General features: G+C 39.0%; 24 protein-coding genes. 7 read left to right on the forward strand and 17 right to left on the reverse strand.

From position 1 onward, the window contains the following. Positions 1-140: 140 nt before the first annotated feature. Complete coding sequence (locus tag ACOALF_RS03405; RefSeq protein WP_034576849.1) at positions 141-362, reverse strand: DUF2795 domain-containing protein; 222 nt, start codon at positions 360-362, stop codon at positions 141-143. A gap of 206 nt (positions 363-568) precedes the next feature. Between ACOALF_RS03405 and ACOALF_RS03410 the strand changes: the two genes are divergently transcribed. Together ACOALF_RS03410 and ACOALF_RS03415 are read left to right on the forward strand one after the other, a co-directional pair. Next, positions 569-1,765: an ABC transporter permease gene (locus tag ACOALF_RS03410; protein WP_419241107.1), complete on the forward strand. Its 1,197-nt coding sequence runs from the start codon at positions 569-571 to the stop codon at positions 1,763-1,765. A gap of 51 nt (positions 1,766-1,816) precedes the next feature. Continuing rightward, a complete protein-coding gene (locus tag ACOALF_RS03415; RefSeq protein WP_419241108.1) occupies positions 1,817-2,896 on the forward strand; it encodes a C2H2-type zinc finger protein in 1,080 nt (359 codons plus the stop codon). A gap of 34 nt (positions 2,897-2,930) precedes the next feature. Here ACOALF_RS03415 and ACOALF_RS03420 read toward each other — a convergent pair whose 3' ends face one another. The 6 genes from ACOALF_RS03420 to ACOALF_RS03445 all read right to left on the reverse strand — a co-directional run bounded on the left by ACOALF_RS03420 (position 2,931) and on the right by ACOALF_RS03445 (position 8,855). Next, on the reverse strand, positions 2,931-3,413 hold the full coding sequence (locus ACOALF_RS03420) for a YcgN family cysteine cluster protein (protein ID WP_419241109.1): 483 nt from the start codon (positions 3,411-3,413) through the stop codon (positions 2,931-2,933). Positions 3,414-3,451: 38 nt separating this feature from the next. Beyond that, on the reverse strand, positions 3,452-4,201 hold the full coding sequence (locus tag ACOALF_RS03425; protein ID WP_419241110.1) for a PASTA domain-containing protein: 750 nt from the start codon (positions 4,199-4,201) through the stop codon (positions 3,452-3,454). Further along, positions 4,198-5,502 (reverse strand): D-alanine--D-alanine ligase family protein, encoded by a 1,305-nt coding sequence (locus tag ACOALF_RS03430; RefSeq protein WP_419241111.1) that lies wholly within the window; start codon positions 5,500-5,502, stop codon positions 4,198-4,200. The genes ACOALF_RS03425 and ACOALF_RS03430 overlap by 4 nt, the downstream gene beginning before the upstream one ends. A gap of 28 nt (positions 5,503-5,530) precedes the next feature. Further along, complete coding sequence (gene ftsH / locus ACOALF_RS03435) at positions 5,531-7,534, reverse strand: ATP-dependent zinc metalloprotease FtsH (protein WP_419241112.1); 2,004 nt, start codon at positions 7,532-7,534, stop codon at positions 5,531-5,533. Positions 7,535-7,706: 172 nt separating this feature from the next. Then, complete coding sequence (locus ACOALF_RS03440) at positions 7,707-8,345, reverse strand: superoxide dismutase (protein WP_419241113.1); 639 nt, start codon at positions 8,343-8,345, stop codon at positions 7,707-7,709. 45 nt (positions 8,346-8,390) lie between these two features. Then, the gene (locus tag ACOALF_RS03445; protein ID WP_419241114.1) at positions 8,391-8,855 is read right to left on the reverse strand and encodes a nucleoside deaminase; all 465 of its coding nucleotides are present in this window, start codon (positions 8,853-8,855) and stop codon (positions 8,391-8,393) included. A gap of 690 nt (positions 8,856-9,545) precedes the next feature. Between ACOALF_RS03445 and ACOALF_RS03450 the strand changes: the two genes are divergently transcribed. After that, complete coding sequence (locus ACOALF_RS03450) at positions 9,546-9,806, forward strand: hypothetical protein (protein WP_419241115.1); 261 nt, start codon at positions 9,546-9,548, stop codon at positions 9,804-9,806. A 16-nt stretch (positions 9,807-9,822) separates the two neighbouring features. Here ACOALF_RS03450 and ACOALF_RS03455 read toward each other — a convergent pair whose 3' ends face one another. After that, positions 9,823-10,620, reverse strand: coding sequence for an exonuclease domain-containing protein (locus ACOALF_RS03455; RefSeq protein ID WP_419241116.1), 798 nt, complete (start codon positions 10,618-10,620; stop codon positions 9,823-9,825). A 207-nt stretch (positions 10,621-10,827) separates the two neighbouring features. On the opposite strand from ACOALF_RS03455, the gene mutY reads away from it, so the two are divergent. The 3 genes from mutY to ACOALF_RS03470 all read left to right on the forward strand — a co-directional run bounded on the left by mutY (position 10,828) and on the right by ACOALF_RS03470 (position 13,562). Then, positions 10,828-11,919, forward strand: coding sequence for an A/G-specific adenine glycosylase (gene mutY / locus ACOALF_RS03460; protein ID WP_419241117.1), 1,092 nt, complete (start codon positions 10,828-10,830; stop codon positions 11,917-11,919). A gap of 227 nt (positions 11,920-12,146) precedes the next feature. Next, positions 12,147-12,353 carry a cold-shock protein gene (locus ACOALF_RS03465; protein ID WP_114910160.1) on the forward strand — a complete coding sequence of 69 codons (207 nt, stop codon included), beginning with the start codon at positions 12,147-12,149 and terminating at the stop codon, positions 12,351-12,353. Positions 12,354-12,392: 39 nt separating this feature from the next. Next, positions 12,393-13,562: a DEAD/DEAH box helicase gene (locus tag ACOALF_RS03470; RefSeq protein WP_419241118.1), complete on the forward strand. Its 1,170-nt coding sequence runs from the start codon at positions 12,393-12,395 to the stop codon at positions 13,560-13,562. Positions 13,563-14,233: 671 nt separating this feature from the next. Here ACOALF_RS03470 and ACOALF_RS03475 read toward each other — a convergent pair. The 6 genes from ACOALF_RS03475 to rlmN all read right to left on the reverse strand — a co-directional run bounded on the left by ACOALF_RS03475 (position 14,234) and on the right by rlmN (position 21,561). Next, positions 14,234-15,859 carry a CTP synthase gene (locus ACOALF_RS03475; RefSeq protein WP_419241119.1) on the reverse strand — a complete coding sequence of 542 codons (1,626 nt, stop codon included), beginning with the start codon at positions 15,857-15,859 and terminating at the stop codon, positions 14,234-14,236. 68 nt (positions 15,860-15,927) lie between these two features. Then, positions 15,928-16,233: a cell division protein ZapA gene (locus ACOALF_RS03480; protein WP_419241120.1), complete on the reverse strand. Its 306-nt coding sequence runs from the start codon at positions 16,231-16,233 to the stop codon at positions 15,928-15,930. Next, on the reverse strand, positions 16,220-16,510 hold the full coding sequence (locus ACOALF_RS03485) for a hypothetical protein (protein ID WP_419241121.1): 291 nt from the start codon (positions 16,508-16,510) through the stop codon (positions 16,220-16,222). The genes ACOALF_RS03480 and ACOALF_RS03485 overlap by 14 nt, the downstream gene beginning before the upstream one ends. Next, positions 16,491-18,890: a phenylalanine--tRNA ligase subunit beta gene (gene pheT / locus ACOALF_RS03490; RefSeq protein ID WP_419241122.1), complete on the reverse strand. Its 2,400-nt coding sequence runs from the start codon at positions 18,888-18,890 to the stop codon at positions 16,491-16,493. The genes ACOALF_RS03485 and pheT overlap by 20 nt, the downstream gene beginning before the upstream one ends. A 9-nt stretch (positions 18,891-18,899) precedes the next feature. Continuing rightward, complete coding sequence (locus ACOALF_RS03495; protein ID WP_419241123.1) at positions 18,900-20,183, reverse strand: malic enzyme-like NAD(P)-binding protein; 1,284 nt, start codon at positions 20,181-20,183, stop codon at positions 18,900-18,902. 220 nt (positions 20,184-20,403) lie between these two features. Next, a complete protein-coding gene (rlmN, locus tag ACOALF_RS03500; protein WP_419241124.1) occupies positions 20,404-21,561 on the reverse strand; it encodes a 23S rRNA (adenine(2503)-C(2))-methyltransferase RlmN in 1,158 nt (385 codons plus the stop codon). Between the two features lie 374 nt (positions 21,562-21,935). Here rlmN and ACOALF_RS03505 point away from each other — a divergent pair, with 374 nt between their 5' ends. After that, a complete protein-coding gene (locus ACOALF_RS03505; RefSeq protein ID WP_419241125.1) occupies positions 21,936-22,124 on the forward strand; it encodes a hypothetical protein in 189 nt (62 codons plus the stop codon). Between the two features lie 370 nt (positions 22,125-22,494). Here ACOALF_RS03505 and ACOALF_RS03510 read toward each other — a convergent pair whose 3' ends face one another. The 3 genes from ACOALF_RS03510 to ACOALF_RS03520 form a co-directional block, all read right to left on the reverse strand. Beyond that, the gene (locus ACOALF_RS03510; protein ID WP_419241126.1) at positions 22,495-22,992 is read right to left on the reverse strand and encodes an Rpn family recombination-promoting nuclease/putative transposase; all 498 of its coding nucleotides are present in this window, start codon (positions 22,990-22,992) and stop codon (positions 22,495-22,497) included. A gap of 40 nt (positions 22,993-23,032) precedes the next feature. Further along, a complete protein-coding gene (locus ACOALF_RS03515; protein WP_419241127.1) occupies positions 23,033-23,176 on the reverse strand; it encodes an Rpn family recombination-promoting nuclease/putative transposase in 144 nt (47 codons plus the stop codon). A 136-nt stretch (positions 23,177-23,312) separates the two neighbouring features. Continuing rightward, complete coding sequence (locus ACOALF_RS03520; protein ID WP_419241128.1) at positions 23,313-23,723, reverse strand: hypothetical protein; 411 nt, start codon at positions 23,721-23,723, stop codon at positions 23,313-23,315. Position 23,724: the final 1 nt, after the last annotated feature.

Here is a 23,724-nt window from a genome sequence, read left to right on the forward strand (position 1 = left end):
ATTACCTAGAAATGATTGCCAACATATTAAAAGATGTACGATGCTTTTATATGATCATGTGTCAGGGCTTCGATGAATAGTAACTAGTAGAGCGCGCAATTTGAACGCTCTTCTTTATCTGAGCTTCTGATCTTTAAGGTTTAATATTCATCTTCATTAAAGATAAAATCATCACCTGTTGGATAGTCGGGCCATATTTCTTCAATAGAGGTATAGGGATAATCATCATCATCCAATTCCTCTAGATTTCTAATGACCTCAAAAGGGGCGCCTGACCGTTTGGCATAGTCTATTAATTCATCCTTGGTAGCTGGCCAAGGGGCATCTTCTAGATGCGATACTAACTCAAGTGTCCAATACATAATTGTAAAAGTGAAAAAATAAATTAAACTTAAATTTAAACTGTGCTTTATTAAAAGCCTTTAGATTCGTCTTTTAGCAGGCAAAAGTAGAATATTTTTTAAATTTATACAAGAAATTTTATAAGTACTTGCTGCTACTATTATTTAAATTTTTCTATGTCTGCCTTAATTATTTTACGTCTAGTGTATATCCTATTATAATTTATATGGAAATTTCTTTTTTTCTTGCTAAACGTTATCTTAAAAAGCATCGCAAAGCTACATGGGTATATAGGTTATCCAGGCTTTCTTGTTACAGTGTAGCCTTGGGTACCGCTATTTTGGTATTGGTATTATCTACTATGCATGGCATGAAAAAGCTATTATCGGCTTTATTTTATGCCTATACGCCTACCTTAAAAATAGAACCCAAAGCAGGTAAAACATTCCTCTATGATACGAAATTAAAAAGAAATATCATGTATCTTCCTGGTGTAACAGATGTCGTGGAAGTATTAGAGGCTACTGCATTGGTACGGTTGCACCGCCAGCAAGCAATTGTGACGGTTAAAGGGGTATCGAGTAATTTCATGGAAAGTGATTTTTATAGAAATTGTACCCGTATGGATGCGGTGGCTTTTTCGGGGGATGATTTTCCTCAAGCTATTGCAGGTATAGGGGTTGGTCAATTTTTACAGTGGAGACCCCATAGCAATAGGGTAGAGGTTTTTTATCCAAAGCGGCAGGGCCACCATCTCAATAATCCATACAAAAGGATGACTATAGCGTTGAATGGCCTCTTCTCTATGGCCAAGCCGATAGATAGCAAATATATCATTGCCCCTATTCACTTTGTGGAGGCGTTGATAGATGGCTTGAATAAGCGTACCTATTGGGAGGTTGTGGTCAAAGATGGGGCGGATCTAAACAGGACGCAAGCAACCATACAGCAGATATTGCCAGATCAGTATAAGCTATCCAATCGAGATGAACAAAATGAAACACGCCGTAGAGCTGTTTTTATTGAGCAGCTTTCTGTTGGTTTTATTTTTGTTTTGGTATTGCTTTTAGCTTCGCTGCATATTTTCTTTATGTTATGTATGTTAATCGTACAAAAGCAAAAAGATATAGCGGTGCTCGCTTCACTTGGGGCTACACCTTATCAAATCGGAAAGGTTTTTTTCTATCATGCGATTTTGACCGCCTTAAAAGGTATGGTATACGGCCTTATAATAGGGTGGGGGGTCGGATTTTTGCAGCAAAAGTTTAGCTTTATTACGTTTACTAGGGGGGGGCAGACAACGCCTTATCCTATAGAAATGCATGGTCTTGATTTTTTATGTACCGCTCTTATAACCACTTTATTTAGCGCTTTGGCCGCGCTTTGGCCTGTAAAACGGACGATTCAATTGGCTAGGAAGTAGTGTGGCTGTGTAAGTGAGTCGTAAATGAACTAACTATAAAACTTTATTATTATGTGTAAAAAAGTTAAAAGCTATATACATGTCATTGTATTTTCCAAATTAGCATTCGTTTCTTCGTTTTTCTTCTGTCTATTTTTGGTATACTTTCTATTCGGGTGTGGTAATGTAGGTAGGCTTAATGGTGAAGAGAAGCTTGATCAAAATTATAGAGGTACTTCCCAAGTACCAAGATTAAAAAGAGCATATGGATTACCTCCTCATGAAATAAGTTGTTTAAGTAAAGATGATAATAACAAAAATGATTTGTCAGAAAAATCAGAACTACCTAATTCAAACCAGAACAAATATTTTGAATGTACTTGGTCGTACTGTAGGGTAGGCACTTCTTCTTTTCCTGATTTAATGAAGCATTTAAAGGACGAACACGTAAAAAAAGATATAGTTAGAGTTAGTATAAATAAATACAAATGTTCTTGGGGAACATGTTCTCAAAAATTCCATGAAGATGAAAATGGTTTTAAGGCTTATTGCAAACATGCCAGTATACACGTACAACAGATACCATCAAAGGGCCCATTTATATGCGAATGCAATGGGTGTGGGAAAAGGTTATCCAGTAGAAAAAACTTAGAAATGCATTTAAGAATCCACACAGGAGAAAAACCGTTTGAATGTATATACTGTGATATGAAATTCGCTCATTCAAATGGCTTAACAGTCCATTTAAGAATCCACACAGGAGAAAAACCGTTCGGATGTATGTACTGTGATATGAAATTCGCTCAGTCAAATGACTTAACAGCCCATTTAAGACGCCATACAGGAGAAAAACCGTTCGAATGTATATACTGTGATATGAAATTCGCTCAGTCAAATAGCTTAACACTCCATTTAAGAATCCATACAGGAGAAAAACCGTTCGAATGTATATACTGTGATATGAAATTCGCTCAGTCAAATAACTTAACAGTCCATTTAAGACGCCACACAGGAGAAAAACCGTTCATATGTGAGGTGTGTGGGAAAACGTATATACAGAAATGTAATTTACGTGACCATATAAAAAGAACCCACCCAGAATGTGCGCTTGAATCAGAATCTGGCAAAACTAAGAAGCAGAGCACTTCATAGGCTCTGTCTCTCTATTGCAACGGTCTCGGATTGCTTAGGGAATTTCCTCTTCTTCTAATAAGTAAGTTATAATGGGTTTGTTAGCCAATGCGGGGTGTACCACAAAATTTTTAACAGAATGCCCACTTTTAACAGTAGATTGCGGATCATTTGTAATCAATGGATGCCATTCAGGTAGTGCTTTTTTTTCTTTAATAAGGCGATAGGCACAGCTTTTGGGTAGCCAAGTAATGGTCTGCACGTTTGTAGGATTTAACTTGATGCAATCATCTACATAGCGAAACCGTTCTTTGTAGTTGGAACATTTACAGGTATTGGTGTTGAGTAACCGGCAGCAAATTTTTGTAGTACGTACCTGTTGAATGGTTGATTCTTGTATTTTTAGCAAACAACACTTACCACAGCCATCGCATAAGGACTCCCATTGTGATGGTGTCATTTTTTCTAGGGGTGTGTGCACCCAAAATGGCTCTTTATTTTGTTGAACAGGTATTTGTGGTTCTAATTTTTTATCCATACATGCTTTAAATTGATCCCATTGCGTGAGCAGATATTTTAGACCTTAACAACCCATAGATGAATCACAGTGCCTAATGGCACCTTTTCGCCTGGTGTAGGGTTTTGACGTATAACGGTTCCGATGGTTGCATCTTTGTTTTTAACATGCTCCAACATACCTATGCGCATGCCCCGTTCTAATAATATTAAATTAGCCTCTTCTAAAGGCTTCTCTGTTAGATCTGGCACTTCAACCATTTGCTGGCCCAAGCCAGCGCTAATGACTAAATCAATTTTTGATCCTTTATAAATGGGTTTTCCACTAGCGATAGGATGGCCATTATGCCATTGCTCTAAAACAGTATATTCTGTAATGTCAGGGACATATTTGATATTGCCTAATTTTAGCCCTTTATTCTTTAACAGCAGTTGGGCATGTCGAATAGAACCTTCAATAAGGTTGGGCATAGATACAAGGGGAGGATATTCTGCATTTAAGGTCAAATAGATTTTTCTATTTTCCTTCACCCAAACACCTGCTGCAGGAAATTGCTGTAAAACGGTAAAAGGAGGCAGCTGTGCGGAATAGCCACTGTTGTCTGTTATTACGTAACGCAAATGATCTTTGCTAAGCTTTTCATCCAATGCGTCTAAATGGATACCTGTTAGATCAGGTACTTGAACGACTTTACCTTGATGGGTAATATAAGGCAATGCGATATAGAAAAATAGATACAAGAGTGTTATACTCAAGCAAAAGATGCAAACAAGGTGCTTGAGGAGCTTTTTTAGCTTTTTTTGATTCATCTATCTAAGGTTAAGGCGGCTACAGCAGTGCCAAAATTTTTCTTGGTCCACCCATATTGAATAATGGCATCTATAAAATCAAATGGCATATAGCCATTTAAAGCAGACTGGTGGAAAATACAGGTAGCAGGCGTCATAGCCGGTAGGGCATTGATTTCAACGACCCAAACTTCTACTTTCTTACAGGGATAAATCTTTACAAAGGCATCTATTCTGGCATAGCCTTGTAGATTTAAGGCTGTTGCTATATTTTGTAGTTGCTCCTTGACGCTTTTACTGATCATTTGGGCTACTTTGGTATCGCTATGAAAGCGTGCAGGGGTAATATTATGCCCTTCCCCTGCTAAGAATTTTTCTTCTAATGAAAGTACGGCATCTGCTGCTACGGTCTCTGAGGGCTCAAAGAGTTCATATAAGGTGTTGCCATTAGGATCTATATGGGTCAATAAGCCTGTTGTAGTCTCTAAGCAGTCAAGGGTTGTTTGGTCTTTTTGGATAAGGATTTCTAGCAAAAAGCGTTCTTGCCTAGGAATATAGTCTGCCGCTTGGAGCTCCAATGTTTGCATCAGCTCAAAGGCAATTAATGGTTGACTTCTAAAACTGGCAGATGCATAGGCCACCAACATGGCACGATCCGTGAGGCGCATCACACCTGCACTACAACCATCATCGACTGGTTTGGCAATAATAGGGTAAACAAAGGCCTCCTCGATGGAATGGATAATGCTAGCCTGGTGAGCGGTCCAATCTTTTTTTGTGATAAGAAGCTGTTCTGCAACATAAAACCCCTTTTGGGCTAAAAATTGATTGGTCGCATACTTATCAATGGTTAAAGCGGTAGTGGCGATACCAGATCCGTTATAAGGTATATCATAGGCCTCTAACCGCTCTTGCAGGGTGCCATCTTCTCCAGGCCTACCATGGAGCGCTATAAACATAAAATCTATTCTTTCTTTTAAGGCAGGAAAACTCAGCGCTTCTGGTGTAAAAATAGCATCCTTTGCATAATATTTTGTAATGGAGGCAGCCTCTTTTCTAATAGCGGTTAACAATGCTTCTGATTTGCTAAATTTAGCTGGATGCATCAGCGCATCATGGATATCATCTGCATTATCTTTCAGCAAGAGAGCAGCAGGAAGGGTAAAAATACGATAGGACTCCTTAGAACCAGATAGAAAAAGGGGAAGGGCTTCATATTGGGTAGAGGCAAACAATTTGCTGTACACATTCCGCCCACTTTCTAATGATATATGGCGTTCGGGTGTAAAACCACCCATGAGCACACCTACTTTTAGGCGCATTATTTTTGATGCCTTACTTGCTCTATACTTACTCGAGCTCATTTGATAAAGAGGAGCTTTCTGGTACATCACCAGATTCTTCTTCACTTGGTGACACTTGAGGGGCATCTTCAGCAGCGCTATCCTTCGTTTCCTTAGCAAAGCGTTTCCCTATTAAACGCTCTAAATCTGATTTAAACATTGTTTCTCTTACCAATAGCGCTTCCGCCAAAAGGGTGAGCTTATCAATTTTTTCTGCAAGCAATGCTTTGACGCGTTCATATGCACCATCTATAATCGCTTTTACCTCCTCATCTATCGTATAAGCGGTTGTTTCTGAATAAGGCTTGGTAAAAGTATAGTCTGCTTGTTTGGCGTTGTGGAAAGAGAGATGGCCTACTTTAGGATTCATGCCATAGATCGTGACCATACTATAGGCCAATTTCGTAGTACGCTCCAGATCACTTAGGGCACCTGTAGAAATTTTTCCAAAAATAAGCTCTTCAGCAGCTCTTCCGCCCAGTGCCATAGCTAATTCATCCAACAATTGGTTTTCTTGATAGATGAATTGTTCCTTAAGCAAATACTGTGCATAGCCCAATGCGGCAATACCGCGTGGTATAATACTTACCTTTACGAGTGGATGGGCATGCTCTAAAAACCACCCAGCAATCGCATGGCCTGCTTCGTGGTAGGCTACTATTTTTTTCTCCTCTGGAGAGATCAGTTTATTTTTCTTCTCTAAGCCACCAACGATGCGATCTATAGCCGCATGAAAATCGCTCATCGTTACAAACTTTCTGTTTTTTCTGGCGGCTATTAAAGCTGCTTCGTTGCACATGTTAGAGAGATCGGCTCCAGAGAACCCCGGGGTTTGTTCTGCCAGTTGCTTAATGCGTATATGCCTTTCTAATTTTAGCCTTTTGCTATGGCAGCGTATAATGGCTTCTCTGTCTATTACATCTGGGTTATCTATGGTAATCTGCCTATCAAATCTTCCTGGACGCAGCAGCGCAGGATCCAATACCTCTGATCGATTGGTCGCACCTATTACAATCACACCAGAATTGGTTGAAAAACCATCCATTTCTACCAATAGAGAATTTAAGGTGTTTTCACGCTCATCATTGACGCCAGGCATATTGGCTTTACCGCGTGTTCTACCTACTGCGTCTATTTCATCAATAAAAATAATACAAGGCGCCTTTTCTTTCGCTCTTTTAAAGAGGTCACGGACACGCGCAGCACCTATACCAACAAACATTTCTACAAAGTCTGAGCCAGAAAGACAAATAACAGGAACACCTGCTTCTCCAGCTACTGCTTTGGCCAGTAATGTTTTGCCTGTTCCTGGAGGCCCTACCAGCAGTACACCTTTAGGAATTTTTCCGCCAAGCAGGGTAAATTTTTCAGGTGTTTTCAAAAAGTCTACCACCTCTTTTACCTCTTCTTTGGCCTCTTTCATGCCAGCTACATCCTGGAAGGTAACTTTTAATTGATTGTCCTTATCAAAAATGGTTGCTTTTAACGTATTCATGTTAAAAAGCTGTGTGCCAGGGCCTGCCATGCCATTGCCTGGTTTGCGAATAAAGAACCAGTAGATAAGAAATAGCGTCAGCAAAAAAGACCAGTTGATAAAACTAGTAGGCTCTGAACGTTCTTCACAAGTATAGCCTATTCTAGCTTCAGGCGCTATTTTTGATTCTATTTCTGCAAATTTTTTATCAAAGATGTCAAAATTGGGTATTCGAAAAGTATATACCAGGCCACTTGTGCCCTTCCAGGCGGTTCTTCCTGCCAACTCCTTTTGATAAACCTCTTTTTTGAATGCCTCTTGCTTGAGGACTACTTCGACCAAATGTTGATTGGTAATTAAAGTAACAGACCTAACCTCCTGGTTAAGCATCATGGTTTCAAAACGTTTCTCAGAAATGGCAATGGTATTTCGCTCTTTGCTATAGTAAAACAGCAATCCCAATATGACTAATATGGCTAATACAAAAATGGACTGAGGGGCGTTGTGTTGCACAAACTTTTTTTCTCTTTGTTTCATATTTTGATTTAAATTGAAGCGCTATTTTTTATAAGTGAAGATGCAACTTTACAAAAAAAGTATTGAAAAAACACGATAAAAGGCTCTAAATAAATTTCTTATAGCAAAAGAAATAGTTGGCGCAGATTTGCCTCTACACTTTTATATGGGCGGATGGGCATTACGCAGTTTTTTATTGTATCGCCTCGGTGTATCTATCTTCAATTGCCTTCCAGCAAATGATTTTCCAAAAAGCCTCTATGTAGGCCAAGCGTCTATTCTGGTAAAGAAGGTAATAGGCATGCTCCCATACATCTAGCCCTAAAATAGGCAGACCTTGTTCTTGAACAGGGGTGGTATTCATAAGTGGATTATCTTGATTGTTCGTTGTAGAGATAAACAAACGGCCCTCTTTTTTGGATAGAGATAACCAAGCCCATCCAGAACCAAAGTGTGCAACAGCAGCTGCTGTAAACATTTCTTTAAATGCTTCAAAGCTTCCAAATGACTGTTCTAATGCATGGAGCAAGCTGGCACCAGGTGCTTGTGGCGTATGAGGTGTAAGGCTATGCCAGAAAAATAAATGGTTAAAGTGACCACCCGCATTGTTGCGCACGGAAGTATGGTAGGCGCTTATATCTTTTAGAAGATGGGTTAAAACCGATCGTTCCGTACCTTGTGCGGTTGCTATGGCGGTACCTGCTACAGCCTGATTGAGTTTATCCACATAGGTTTGATGGTGTTTGGTATGATGGATCTCCATAGTTTGGGCATCTATGTAAGGCTCTAGGCCGCTATAGGCATAAGGCAAAGGGGGAAGTGTAAAAATCATAAGCATCTAAATTTTTAAAATAAACATACAATCTAGTTTGTTCTGCTACAATATAGTGTTTCTTAACTTTTTAAAAAAACAAATCAGCAATTGGTTGCTTTCTTTAGCTAAAATAGCTGGCTGAACAACTGTGCGTGGGTGCAGGATAGGGCAGGATAGGGCCTGGTAGCCCCTTTTGGGATCACTAGCGCCAAAAACAAGCCGTTTGATTTGGGACCAGTAGAGTGCACCGCTACACATGATGCAGGGTTCTAGGGTAACATATAAGGTACAATTAGGGAGGTATTTGCTATTGAAATAACCAGCGGTAGCGGTTATGGCTAGTAATTCTGCATGAGCGGTTGGGTCTTTGAGTTGTTCTACTTGGTTGTGGGCACGTGCAATAATCTTATCATCGGCCGCAACCACTGCGCCAACTGGCACCTCGCCTGCTTCAGCAGCACGCTCGGCCTCTTTTAATGCGGCTTGCATAAAGAAAACATCGTCATACATAGGAGATATAGAGGCCATGCGAAAGGGTGTAGATGATTTCCTTAAGGATTTTAAAAAGTTTGGCACACAGTAAAATAAGGAGGCCAATGGTTGCTGAAGCGCCAGTTTTTTTATGGGCGGGCCATTGGCGTTTTAACTTAACTCAATGGAAGTAATTGCCCATTAAAATAATGTTTTATATTGATAATCAATAAAATATACGCTTTAAATTGACGCTATTGCTTGAACGCATCTCGAATCAACAAAGCTTAGGCAATCGCTCTATAAAATTAAAGACTATTGGAATTGGCAATATATATTCGTAACATTGCACTGGATACGAGCCTATTTTAAAGTATAGGTTAAAGTTAGTAACCACATGGCATGGCAAAGCCCACACATCAAGTGATCTATTTACCAGTAGATGCATCCTATTACCAGTAGGCGCACCCTACACGCTAATTGGTATCGTCTCTTAATGCATGGGCTTACATTACACTAAACTATAATTGAAAACCAACTACACATATGAATATATACAAAAATAAATCAATTCGCAAGGGTTTTATTCTTTCTAAGACAATATTTCCAGCAGTTGGTACACTTTTGCTCGCCACGGAAACCGGATGTAGCGGGATGTCTGGTCGACTTGGTAATAGTGATGAGGATGAGAGGAAACAATGAAGTGATTCACATATAGATGTAGTCAATTTCATATTCTCCGGACTTATGCCACACAAACCGAATGATCAGAAACATCTGAATGGTACACAACAATTACCTCAACAAAAAAAAGTTAAAACCGCACAAAGGGTTACATATAACAACACCGTTAGAGCCATGTCATATAATGAAAACTTTGTATCCGTCATATCAGAAGAATTGAATGATACACAACAGGTGAATCAGGGTAATAAGGGGGAACGTAAAAAACCTTTTAAGATCAGGATAAAAAGTTTTTTCAAAAGGTCTAAAGGTATCCGAAAATAGGAAGAAGCTATTTATTTTAGAGCATGCCCATTTTAATTTGTGTGAGTTTACGTTTGGTATCCAGAGGAAAGTCTCCTTGAATCATCCAGTTATAGTAAGAAGGTTCTAATTTGAGTACCTCTGATACCGCTTTGCCTTTATGTTTGCCAAAGTTAAAGATGGGTAGATGTTGTTCATTGTAAACCATTCTACCTGCAAAATCCACCATGTTGGTATTGGTTAAATGGTGTAGCGTAGCAACATCATTTTTTATGACACCCAATGTATTGCCTAAAGGATCGACTACAGATTGATTTTCATACCTTTTAACTTGTTCCATTAATATTTCTAAAGTAGCTTCTATATCTACCATGGCGTTATGAGCGCCTTCTAGCTCTTTTTGACAATAAAATTGATAAGCTGCTTTTAACGTTCTTTTTTCCATGAGGTGAAAAAGTTTTTGCACATCTACAATTTTTCGATTCTCTACTTTAAAATCCAATTCTGCACGCAAAAAGCTTTCTGCCAATATGGGTATATCAAAACGTAATAGATTAAAACCCGCTAAGTCAGCTCCTTTTAAAAACGAAATCAATTCTTTACCTATTTGTTTAAAGGTTGGTTTATCTTGTATATCCTCAGCATAAATACCGTGAATTAAACTGGCTTCAGTAGGAATAGCTTGTTCTGGATTAATTCTTTTGTAAAAGGTTAAGCGGTTGCCACCCGGCATAAGCTTAATCATGCCAATTTCTACAATGCGATCATGTACCACATTGGTACCTGTAGTTTCTAAATCTAAAAAAGCAAGTGGATTGGTTAATTTTAAACTCATTATATTTTGCTTTTGGGATACTTTTATTTTTAACTATATTATCTATTTCTAAAATGGCAGGAAAAAAATAGCGCGCCATTTAAACTTTTGGTATTTTAAGCTATTCATGCAGCATACCCATTTTGATAGCTGCCTTAAGCTTTAAGCACGCAGTATACTTATTCTTCAAATATAATAAAATATGCCGTTACACTTTTAGTTATTTGTATGTTAATGGGTACGATCAATCATCTTCTGTTTCGTAGGTTGTTGTTTGCTTGGTATAAATCACATCAGCGTTCTTTGCCTTGGCGTATTACTAAAGATCCATATAAAATATGGTTATCAGAAATTATTCTACAACAAACAAGAGTAGTGCAGGGGTTGCCCTACTATGAGCGTTTTGTAGCGAAATACCCTTCTGTAATGGCATTAGCTACTGCTACAGAGCAAGAGGTTTTACGTTTGTGGCAAGGATTGGGTTACTATAGTAGAGCACGCAACTTACACCATTGTGCACAAACCATTGTTGCGCAATACGATGGTGTTTTTCCCACTAGTTACCGGGAATTACTTATGCTTAAAGGGATTGGTCCTTATACAGCTGCAGCCATTGCTGCAACTGCTTTTAAAGAAGTAGTTGCAGCGGTGGATGGAAATGTTTACCGTGTATTGGCACGTATTTTTGGGCTAACCTATGATATAGGTACACCGCAAGGCAGAAAACAGATGCACCAGTTTGCAACCCTACTGGTAGACCCTATACAACCCGATACCTATAGCCAAGCCATTATGGATTTTGGCGCACTCCAATGTACGCCAGCAGCTCCTTTTTGTACTACTTGTCCTTTTGAGCGGTATTGCATTGCAGCTTATACCGATAGACAAAAAACACTACCTGTTAAAAGCAATAGGCTGAATAAAAGAATCCGTTATTTTGATTATTTTATTTTACAGTATAAGGAGGTTATATACATGAAGAAACGTTTAAAAAGTGATATTTGGAAGGGCATGTATGACTTCTATTTACTAGAAAATCAACAACGTTTGGTTGTAGACCAAATAGATGATCCTTTGTTTACTTTAGCTAAAAAGCATCAGTTACCCATTACTACCTTTGAAAAAGAGGCGTGCCATTTGTTAACCCATCAGAAGTTGTTCGTCAAATTCCATAAGATAGAACTTACTTCAGCATTCTTGCAAGAAGCCAAATACCTGCTCAGTCAATTTTCCTTAGTAGCATTTAACCGTACAGAGATTGAAACTTTGCCCAAACCTATATTGATTCATAGTTTGCTAAAAAAGCTTAACTTTACCTAGCTAAGGTATTAGATATCCATTCAGCTGTCTATTTGTGTGCATACACGTTTTTATCAAGGTAAGTTTTCTTTTTTGAACAAAAAACTTTACCTTGCAACTAGCGTTTTTTTTATTCCAACCTTGCATCAAGGTACCTATAGATTGCTCGTTTAACAATTGTATAAGTAAAAGGTAGGTTAAGAGCGTTTGAAGTCTAATTTTTAATAAATAATAGTTTTTTGTTTCCCATGGAAGGAGTAGTAAAATGGTTTGACCCAGCCAAAGGTTATGGGTTTATCAAACCAGCAAATGGAGGTAAGGATGTTTTTGTGCATATAAGTGCGCTTGTGGCGTCTAGAGTAAGCATGATAGACCAAGGTCAATCGGTGGACTTTGAAATCACCAGCGATAGAGGTAAGGAGGTAGCTAGTAACATTAAAGTGCTTGATGTGTAAACCACACATCAAGCACTTTTTAAATTTTAACATTGTACTTTGAGTAATACTTTTCAAAATTATAATCTGCCATCAGCTCTTTTAGGAGCGTTGGCAAGAATGCAGTATGACCACCCTACTGCTATTCAAGATCAGGTGATTCCAGTAGCCTTGACCGGTCAAGACATCTTGGGTTCTTCTAAAACAGGTAGCGGCAAAACAGCCGCTTTTTCTATACCTGTAGTGGCACAGCTTATGCAGCGTTCTAGTGGCAGTGTGTTGGTATTGGCGCCTACACGAGAGCTTGCTGAGCAGGTAGCAGGCGTGATGTCAAGCATGGTGAGTGGCTGTAAGCATTTGCGTACGGTATTGTTAATAGGAGGAGAGCCTATTGGGAAGCAGTTAATGCGTTTGCGTACAAACCCCAACATTATTGTAGGTACACCTGGTCGTGTAGAAGATCATTTATGCAGGGGTTCGTTGCATTTGGATGGCACTACCTTTTTGGTATTGGATGAGATTGACCGAATGCTGGATATGGGTTTTTCGATTCAGATCGATAAGATTATTAAGCGTTTGCCGGTAGAACGACAAACTTTAATGTTTTCAGCTACTTTGGATAGAAGCATTGAGCGATTGGCTGGGTCTTATTTAAGGCAGCCGGCACGGATTAATGTGGAGATTGCGGATAATGAATGCAAAAATATTCAAGAAGAATCTCTTTATGTACCAGAATCAGGAAAGTTCCAACTTTTATTGGAGCAACTTGGTAAGCGAGAGGGCTCTGTTATCATCTTTGTAAAAACGCAAATAAGAGCTGATGGCATCAGTTACCAATTGCAGCAAGCAAATTTTAAAGTTCGTGCGATTCATGGTGGATTGAAGCAGCACCAACGCAAGCGTGTAATAAAAGACTTTAGAAATAAGCATTATTCTATTATTGTAGCCACTGATGTAGCTGCAAGGGGATTGGATATTGATCACATCAAACATGTAATCAATTATGATTTTCCGCAAGCTGCTGAAGATTATACCCATAGAATTGGTAGAACTGGTAGGGCTGGTGCTACAGGCTTTGCTTTATCTATGATTGCTTCTCCTCAAGAAAAGAGGCTTTGGCGTATTATTCATAATGAGCCAGTAGAAAAAGAAGAGAGGCGTTCGTTTAGACAAGGTTCAGGTTTTAATCGATTTAAATCTCGTCCTTTTAGGCGTAGTTTGTCAGGTTAAGCATAGTTCTTGCTTAGCCTATTTTACTTAAAGACCAGCACTCATTCATTTTTGAGGGTTGGTTTTTTTTATATATGCCTTCTATGTACCTGTTTAAAGCTGCAATCCCTCACTGCAAACTGTCGTATGTTTTTCTATTCATCTGTAAGCTACACTTTCTAATTGCACCCTTATTTAGATGGTCTTATGATGTAGAACTTTTCATATGGAGGGGGCTGTTGGACCTGTTGGGTTAGGCTCTATTATGTGGAACGTTTCATATAGATGGTTTTTTGTATCTGTTGGGCTTGTAGTTTTATTTTGGTTATTCTGGGTGCAGTGCGATCCAGTTAAACTTGCTATGGGTAAGTAAAGTAAGGAATTGATTAATAATCATGTTATGCTGTTTTTCATTTTCACCTATAAATGAGCTTTATTGTAGTTGATTTACTACCTAAACGAACTAGGTAGATGCTTGTTTAAGCTTAATATTAATACCTTTTAAGGTAAAAATGTAAGCGTATAAACAAACTTTGTAGGTGTAAGTAAATGATTGCGTTTATACAAAACTTTATAGGTATCTGTTCACACAATGGCGTCAACTTAAGGGGTATATTGTATTGACTATCCAATAAAAAATCATTTTAATGGGCGGTTGTTTCCATTGCGTCAAGTTAAATGGGAACAGCATATTAGATATGTTTTTTTTGCTTGATTAAAGTTTCAACAAAAGATAAAAATAAAGGATGAGGGCTAAATGGTCTAGACCTATATTCTGGATGAAACTGGACTCCTATAAACCAAGGGTGTCCATCTAGCTCTAGCGCTTCAACCAAATTGCCATCAGCTGAGATGCTACCTACGCGCATACCCGCTTTTTCAAAAGCATGTTTATAGTTTATATTAAACTCAAAGCGATGCCTATGCCGTTCTATAATTTGGTCAAGTTTATAGATCTCTTTGATTTTACTGCCATGCGTCAAAATGCTTTCATAGTTCCCAAGGCGCATGGTGCCTCCTAAATTTGAGGTATGTGCACGCATTTCTTTTTCTTCTCCATTGTGCCAATTCGTCATCAAATCAATCACATTGGCGCAATTACTTGTAAACTCTGTAGAATTTGAATCTTTTATCCCAAGCACATTCCGCGCAAACTCTATGGCGATTAATTGCATACCAAGACAAATACCAAATAAAGGAATTTTATTTTTTCTGGCATATTCAATTGCCTTGATTTTGCCTTCTATGCCTCGTATCCCAAATCCTCCAGGAATCATGATGCCATCAATGGTATGTAATTTTTCATTAATCTGATAGTCAGGGTCATCTGAATCAATCCATATTAGGTTTATTTTATATTTGTAGTGAATGCCTGCATGTAAAAAAGCTTCTACAAGAGATTTATACGCATCCTGGAAGCTATTATACTTGCCAACAATGGCTACATGTACGTTTTTTTCACAAGCTGTAATCCCGCTTTCAATGAAGTGCCATTTGTCTAAGTTGATGGTATCTGAATACGTTAAGCCAAAGTATGTGAGGATCTCTTTATCAATATTATGCTTATAGTAAGAAAGAGGTACATGATATATGGTCTTTTGATCCATGCCAACTATTACTCTATTGTTTGGAATGCTGCAAGCAACGGCTATCTTATGCAATAAAGATGGTGGAATGGCTCGATCAGCTCTGCATATTATTAAATCTGGTTGAATGCCTATAGACCTTAGCTCTTTAACGGAATGTTGTGTAGGTTTTGTTTTAAGCTCGTCAGCAGTTGCAATATAAGGCAGTAAGGTGAGGTGTATAGATAAAACGTTGGTACTGCCTAGTAGGTATCTGATTTGTCTAATGGTTTCAAGATAAGGCAATGCTTCTATATCCCCAACTGTACCACCTATTTCGCATATCATGAAATCTACCTCATTTTCACCAAACTTAATAAAATCTTGTATCAAATCTGTTAAATGGGGGATGATTTGAACGGTGCCTCCAAGGTAGTTGCCTTTCCGCTCTTTACTAATAAGCTTTTCATAAATTTTGCCACTGGTTATAGTGTCATGCTTGGAGGCAGGGATATCTGTGAATCTTTCATAATATCCAAGGTCTAGGTCGGCTTCTTCTCCATCAGATGTCACAAAGACCTCGCCATGTTGATACGGACTCATCGTGCCAGGATCTACATTTAAGTAGGGATCCAGTTTTTTTAATCTAATCCGATAGCCATGGGCTTGCAATAGTGCGGCTATGCTGACTGCACATACCCCTTTCCCTAGTGAAGAAACGACCCCGCCTGTAACAAAAATATATCGACACATAATTTATAATATTACTAAATCTATTGTACGCAACCTAGCGAAAGGAAAGGTAAAATAGATATATTTATCTAGTGCAATGCTTTTTCAATACAATCTCCCCAGCTGTTGATTTTTTGGATGAGCTGGTTGGTTTGTGTTGCATCTGCTTCTTGCACTTTTAAATAGCCTACGAGGCAATCGAATGCTACCATAGCCAATAAGTCTTGGTGATCGTGAATGCCCAGTTTTTTTTGATATCCTTGAATCCGCTCTGCTAAGATTTTACTAGCTGCTCTTACAAAGGTTTCATCCTCCGGTTGCACCTTCATGGGATAGATCCGGTCACTAATTTTAATTTTTATAGAAAGTGATTCCATTTTTTTATGTTTGTTCAAAATAGGCTAAACAGAGATCTATTTCTTTGATATACTTATTAATTTGATGCGTTAAATCATTATCTAACAGCAGGGCTTTATCTTTTGCTGCGGTTGGTCTATTCAGGTTTGTTTTTGGTGCTTCCAATAGTTCCTTTAATCGTTTGTTGTCTGCTGTTAATTGGATGATTTTTTTTTGGTCGTCTGCATGGGACTGCAGCAGCTGCATAAGCGCTTTTTCAAAGCGCGCTATGGTGAGGTGCGCCTCTTTAGATGGATTATCTTCTAATAATGGCATTTAAATCACGTTCAAAAGTTTGAATCAGTTGGTGCATGATTTGGTCAATACTTTTGTCATCTAGTGTTTTGTTTCTATCCTGTAGGGTAAAACGAATCGCATAAGATTTTTTATCTGCTGGTAGCTGTGACCCCTCGTAGACATCAAAAAGATGGATGGCTTGAATAGGTTTATGCCTCTGCTTTAGAATGAGCGCTTTTATGCTTTGGAATACAACCGCCTTATCTACTATCAAAGAGAGGTCTCTTGTAACAGCAGGAAATTTAGAAACAGGCTCATAAACTTTATGCGGTTTATGCATCTTTAACAGGTGGCTCCAATCAATATCTGCAAAGAAAACAGGTTGTTCCAAGGAAAAATAATCTACAATAGATGACTCGATTTGACCAAAAGTCATAACTACGGTTTCTTTATATAGGCCTTGAACAGCTTGTGTATAGCATGGGTCTATGGCTGCTCTATAAGATAAATCCATAATGCCCAGCTTTTGCATAAGCTGTTCTATAGTAGCCCGCAAGCTATCTAAGGTTACAGGGCCCAGCTGACGCACCCAATTGGGTCGTTCTATTTGACCAGTCAGCCAAAGGGCAAGCCTTTTTGTTTCATGATAGGATGTACCATCTTGGCTATAGGTAGTTCCCAGCTCAAATAGCTTTAAATCATACTGACGGCGTGCAATATTATAGGTGATGACTTCTAGCCCGCTAAAGAGCAGTGTAGGGCGTAATATACCAGTAGACCCACTGAGTGGATTGAGAATCGAAACGGCTTTTTCAGTATGCCCTAGCGCTGCATAGGCATCTTTTGTTAAAGAATTGGTGCATATTTCATAATAGCCATTGGCTACCAATACTTTACTTATTTCTTCTGCGACCGTATAGGCGTTATCTATTTTATGCTCAGGTGAAAAGTAGGTAGCTGTTAAGTGGTTGGGTAGGCGGTCGTAGCCATATATGCGTGCAATTTCTTCAATTAGATCCGCTTTTCTGGTCACATCTACTCGGTAAGGTGGTACTTTTGCTGTAAACCCTTGATCAGTTGTTGCTTCAATAGCTAGTTCTAAGTCTGTTAAAATTTGTTTAATAATCGTTGGGTCAATCGTTATACCTAAAGAGCGGTTGATTGCAGCATAGGTTATAGGAATGGTAAAGTGTGCGCATGGTGTGGGATAATATTCTACCACTTCGTATGCTTCTGCAGATGGGATCAGCTCTTGTAATAATAGTGCTGCTCTTTTTAATGCATAAAGGGGTAGGTTGGGGTCTGTTCCCCGTTCAAATCGGAAAGAGGCATCGGTTTTAAGGGAATGGTGTTGGGCAGCACGGCGTATAACCGATGGATTAAAATAGGAACTTTCTATGAAAATATGTTGCGTGGCATCGGTAATACATGTCCTGAGTCCGCCTAGGATGCCAGCCATTGAGATAGGCCCTGCTCCGTCGCAAATCATTAACTCATGGCCCATTAGTTTTCTTTCTACGCCATCTAAGCCTGTAAACAAGGTAGCTGGAGGGCATTTCTGAACCGTAAGGGTATCGCCGATGAGGGTATCATAGTCGAAAGCATGTAATGGCTGCCCCAATTCATGTAATACAAAATTGGTTACATCTACTACATTATTAATGGGTTTGACCCCAATATGGGACAACCTAGTCCGAAGCCATTCAGGCGAAGGTTGAATCGAGATATTTTTAAGCAGTAGACCAGTATAGCGTGGGCATAGGTCAGGATCTATGCGCCCTATTTTTAATGGGCAATCGAACCGTACTGGGCGAAAGGCTTCAATAGAAGGAAGCGTAATAGGAAGATGCCAAATTGCTTTAAGTTCTCTGGCCACACCTAGGTGTGAGCAGCCATCTGCTCTATTGGGTGTAATCTCGATTTCTAATATTTCATCTAGTAGCGCTTTGAAGTAGGCTTTAGCAGGGGTGCCTGCAGGTAGTGTAGTGGTCAATACCAGAATGCCTTCATGGGTTGGGCTGATGCCTATTTCATCTGCTGCGCAAATCATTCCTTCAGACCAGACGCCCCTAATCTTAACTTTTTTAATTTGAAAAGGAGCTTGGTCTGCATAATTATAAATCGTACTGCCTACGGGTGCAACTACTACTTTCTGCCCCACTTGCACATTAGGGGCCCCACAAACAATAGTGCATGGCTGCTCTGATCCAATGTCTACTAAGGTTTGTTTTAACCTATCTGCATTAGGGTGTGGTAGACAAGCTACCACATCACCTATGATAAGTCCTTCTAAATGACCCTTAATGGCAGGATATATATGGGCTACTTCTAACCCTCTTTGGGTTAAAAGAGCTGCCACATCAGTGGCCTTTACATCAAAATCAATATAGGACTTCAGCCAGTTTAAGGATATTTTCATAGCTTACCATTAATTTTGATGACTTACGCGCTCTAGTAACTCCACTTTATAGGCCTCCCAATCATTAATAGGATTTCTAGCTACACCAGAATCCATAGCAGCCTGTGCAACGGCTATAGAAACTTTAGAGAGCAAACGCGTATCCATCGGCTTAGGGAGTAGGTATTCTTTGCCAAAATGTATGGTCCCACCATAGTATTTACGCACACAAACGGGTACTTCTTCTTGTGCCAGTTGTTGAATGGCTTGTACAGCAGCCTGTTGCATGGCTCCATTAATGGCAGAAGCACGTACATCTAAGGCACCTCTAAAAACATAAGGGAAGGCAAGTAAATTATTTACTTGGTTGGGGTAATCGCTACGTCCGGTAGCAAAGATCACATCTGGTCTAGTGGCCATAGCATCTCGATAAGAGATTTCTGGGAGCGGGTTGGCCAACCCAAAAATAATAGGATCGGTAGCCATGCGCTCTACACTTTGGCTCATTAATAGATTGCCAGAAGAGAGGCCTATAAATACATCCGCCCCAACCACTGCATCATGTAGGGTATGTACAGGACGGTCTGTAGCAAATGGTGCTTTAATCGGGTCAAGATCATCTCTATCTTTACGAATAACCCCTTTTCTATCGCACATAACGATATGGGCCGGATTGGCGCCTAAGGCAATCAAAAGTTTTGCCGTAGCGGTTGCGCCTGCGCCCGCTCCACTAAAAACAATCTGTACCTGTTTAATATCTTTATTTACAATTAATAAGGCATTTAATAAAGCAGCAGCTGCCACAATAGCGGTAGCATGCTGGTCATCATGCATAATGGGTATATCCAATTGAGCCATTAAAGCTTCTTCGATCTGAAAACATTCAGGTGCTTTAATATCCTCTAGGTTAAGCGCACCAAAAGTAGGCGCCAAGGCTTTAATAACTTGTATCACATCTTCAGGAGCAGTTGCATCAATTTCAATATCAAAAGCATCCACGCCAGCAAACTTTTTTAAGATCATGGCCTTGGCTTCCATCACTGGTTTAGCCGCTAAAGGACCAATGTGACCATAACCCAATACAGCGGTTCCATTGGATATCACACCTACTAAGTTGCCTTTATTAGTATATTGGTAAGCTTTTTCGTTAGCGGCAGCAACTTCTTCGCAAATCACACCCACGCCAGGGGTATAAGCCGTAATGATATCACGAGGGGTATGGAATGATTTGGTGGCACAGGTACCTATCTTACCAGCAGGAAATTGCGCATGATAGGCTAGAATTTCTTCTTTAGTAACAACTGTTTTATTCATAATATGTATACTTTTTATGTGTAAATGCTTGATTTTGGCTTAAAGAATTTCTTACTTTAAACCATAGACCGCTTTCAAAACGCGCTTTCTAATGGGCATTAAGTAGGTTTTGAAAAAGGTCTAATGGCTGAGCCAAGTTAGCATTTTTCAACCATTTATACCAAAGGTAGCAGTCGACTTCTTTTCGAAACGCGTGTTTCGAAAAGAAGTCGAGTCTGAATTAAGCGCCTAGCTTATGGTTCAGTTGTTTGCTGCGCAATTGCCCACAAGCGGCGTCAATATCTGTACCGTGCTCTGCACGCACAACGGCATAGATCCCCTGTGCACGTAGCGTAGAAACAAAACGATGAATGGTTTGAGGGGTACTGCGTTTGTAATGGTCTAATTCATCTACAGGGTTATAAGGAATCAGATTTACATAAACCAGATGGCGTTGCTTGCGTGCTAAAATTAAATTGGCTAGTTCAAAAGCGGATGATTCTGAGTCATTTACATCCTTTAGTAGAATGTATTCAAAGGTTACGCGTCTGTTTGTCTTATCCAAGTAGTAATCGATAGCTTCCATAAGTTTTTCTATGGGAATGGCTTTGTTGAGTTTCATGATGCGTGTGCGCAGCGGATTATTGGCTGCATGCAAAGAAAGCGCAAGGTTTACCTGTAGTCCCTCATCTGCAAAGGCTTTGATTTTGCGGTCTAGTCCACTGGTAGAAACGGTAATATGTCGCGCACCAATAGCGAGGCCTTTGGCATGATTCACAATGCGTATAAAGCGCAAAACATGGTCATAGTTATCGAATGGTTCTCCAATACCCATGACTACGATATGGCTAATTCTTTTTTGTTCAGGCGCTATATCTAATTTTTTTTGCATGTGGAGCAGTTGTTCGACTATTTCACCTGCTGTTAAATCTCTTTTCTTGGTTAAAAGACCACTGGCACAAAAGGTACAACCAATGTTACAACCTACTTGTGTGGTCACACAAATGGATAGACCATAGCTGTGTTCCATTAAAACCGTTTCAATTAAATTGCCATCTGTCAGTTTCAGCAAACATTTAATGGTGCCATCTTTTGCATATTGAACTTTATCTTCTGTCATAGAAACCAGTGAAAAGTGGTTATCCAAAAGCGATCGGGTGGTTAAACTTAAGTCACTCATTTCACTAAAGCTACTTACACGTTTTTGGTAGAGCCATTTCCAGATTTGGGCACAACGAAAGGGTTTTTCGCCTTGTTCTTCTAACCAAAGCATCAACTCTTTGTCCGTTAAATTATAGATAGACCTCTTTCGAAGTTCAATTTCTGATGGCGATTTTGGTGTTGAAGCGTTCGAAAGAGGTTGACTAGATGGTTTTGGTAAACAGCAGTGGTTTGACATAGGATAATGTGTGTTGTTCCATGAATGTAGCAAAGCTACTAAAAATATATCATGCGGTTGATCTACTTTTCAAAAAACTTAGGTAAATGATGCTTGGCTATGTAAAGTATAATTTTTTTTTTAAATTATTAAGCTATAAAACAAACTGGTTGATTTAAGTTTGTTAAACTTGTAGCAAGTTGCTTTGTGGAATGCTTGCTTTGAAATGGTTAAGTTAGTCCATACAAAGGATGTTGATTCAGTTGTTTTTGAGCTACCATAATAACTAAACCTATCTACTTAAGAAATTATGGAAAATAAAAAAGTTTTTCTATTGTGGTTGTTATCATTCGGTGCATGCAATACTGTAGCTAAGCAATATCGGTTTAGAAGATGTGCATGCTGTTGTTACTGCTACTCGTGCTGCTGCTCGTGTGGTTGCTGCTCGTGTGGTTGTTAATGTTGCTGTGCCTACTCTTCATAGTTGTGCTAAGGGTGTGGTGGGTGCTGCTACTGCTATTGGTGGTTTTGCTAATCGGGTTGCTTCTGCTGCTGCTGAGGTTGCCCGTGCTACTGACCGTTGAGGTTTTTATTTTGCAGTATTATTCAACTGTATGGCAAGGTTACACCGAAAAAAGGAAAAGCACGCCTTGGAAAAAGTTGCACGTGTCCCCGGTTAGTAGTCTGCCTATAAAAAAAAGTGTGGCGCACAGCGTCTCAGTTCGACATCTTTTTTTCAGGTAGATTAAAGTGTGAGCTGAGATGAGCCAGCAAACTGATACAGCTTAGATGAACACTTCCAACGCTTCGAGGAAGATAGTTATGATAAACAAGCCTATACAAGCTTCTGGATACGAGAACGAGATAAACCAGTAAGAAGAACAATATCCTCTATGGCGTAGCCATTCAAAAGCATGGATTTGGCAATTCCTAACTTACCTTCTTCTGTGCCTTCTAATTTACTTTTTCCTGTCCTATTTTGATATCTTCTTCCCTATATTTTTGTGCTATAGTTCTCATCATATCTTCCTTATTTTCTTTATCAAGGATAATACAAGACTTAAAGTTTTCTAAAAATTTCTCCCATAGCTTAAGCATATCACGGAAGTGAACATGCTTCATAAAATATTCGAGCATGACTAGATGCGCCTTATTTTTGATCTCATCATCTGGCATAGCATATAGGTCTACCAATTGATAATCACCCCCCATTAGCTCTTTAGCAAGACTAGGTTCACTAAACAACTCCCATAAATTTCTTGGGACACTAAAGGGTTTATTACCATGGTATACGACCAGCGGAATTACTAAGGGTAATTTGGACACATGATCTGTTTTATGCCTTTCAAGTAAGAGAAACATATATTTCCATAACTTAAACGCTGTCCAATACTTAGGGCTAACCTCTGCCTCTATTAACGTGTAAATGAATGCTTTTTTATTGTTTTTCATCTTTATAGAAAAACCAAATCACTAAGTTTTCTTCTACAAATCATTCTTTTTCAACTTTAAGCGTGTTCAGATCCAATAATGATTTACAAGACTCTGGTAAATAATGGGTTAAAAACTCCTTAGCAGCTATTGGATCGGAAAGAATTTTTTTAGCGAGCCTATCATGCTTTACTCTTTCTGTCATAAAGGTAGCTTTTTAATAAGCATTAAATAGTTGGAAAGGAATAATTACTTAAATGTATTTGTAGGTACAAATATAAAATACTAGTTCTTTTAAGTTACAAAAAAGTATTTTACTTTAATTTATATGAGAGATATTTCTATTTTTTTGTCATAATACCCTTTTCTTTATTTGTATTTTTGCAAACCTCCAGTGCCTGTTTAGCGGCTTTCTTTAACGCTATTCCTATCTCTTTTCCTAAGTATGTATTGGCTATTTGCACATCTATAGCTAATGTTTCTTGCGCCATATGTTGAACCTCTGTTAGATGGATATAGCCTGCTGCATGACGTAGGTCATAAATCCGTTCAGCCAGTTTTATAAATAGAACAGAAAGCTGTACGTGATCTTCTTTAATTGCTTCCTTTAATCTATTTTTTACATAAAGTAAAGAAGCATGATCTAAGTCTTGGCGTTTATCTATACCTACCACATTTAACACAAAGGCATAAACACCTAAATTATAATGTTTCTTGATATAAGAAAGCGGCAAACAAGTACGACGAACCAAC

Origin of the sequence: Cardinium endosymbiont of Nabis limbatus (assembly GCF_965196625.1) — a bacterium.
Lineage (GTDB): Bacteria > Bacteroidota > Bacteroidia > Cytophagales > Amoebophilaceae > Cardinium.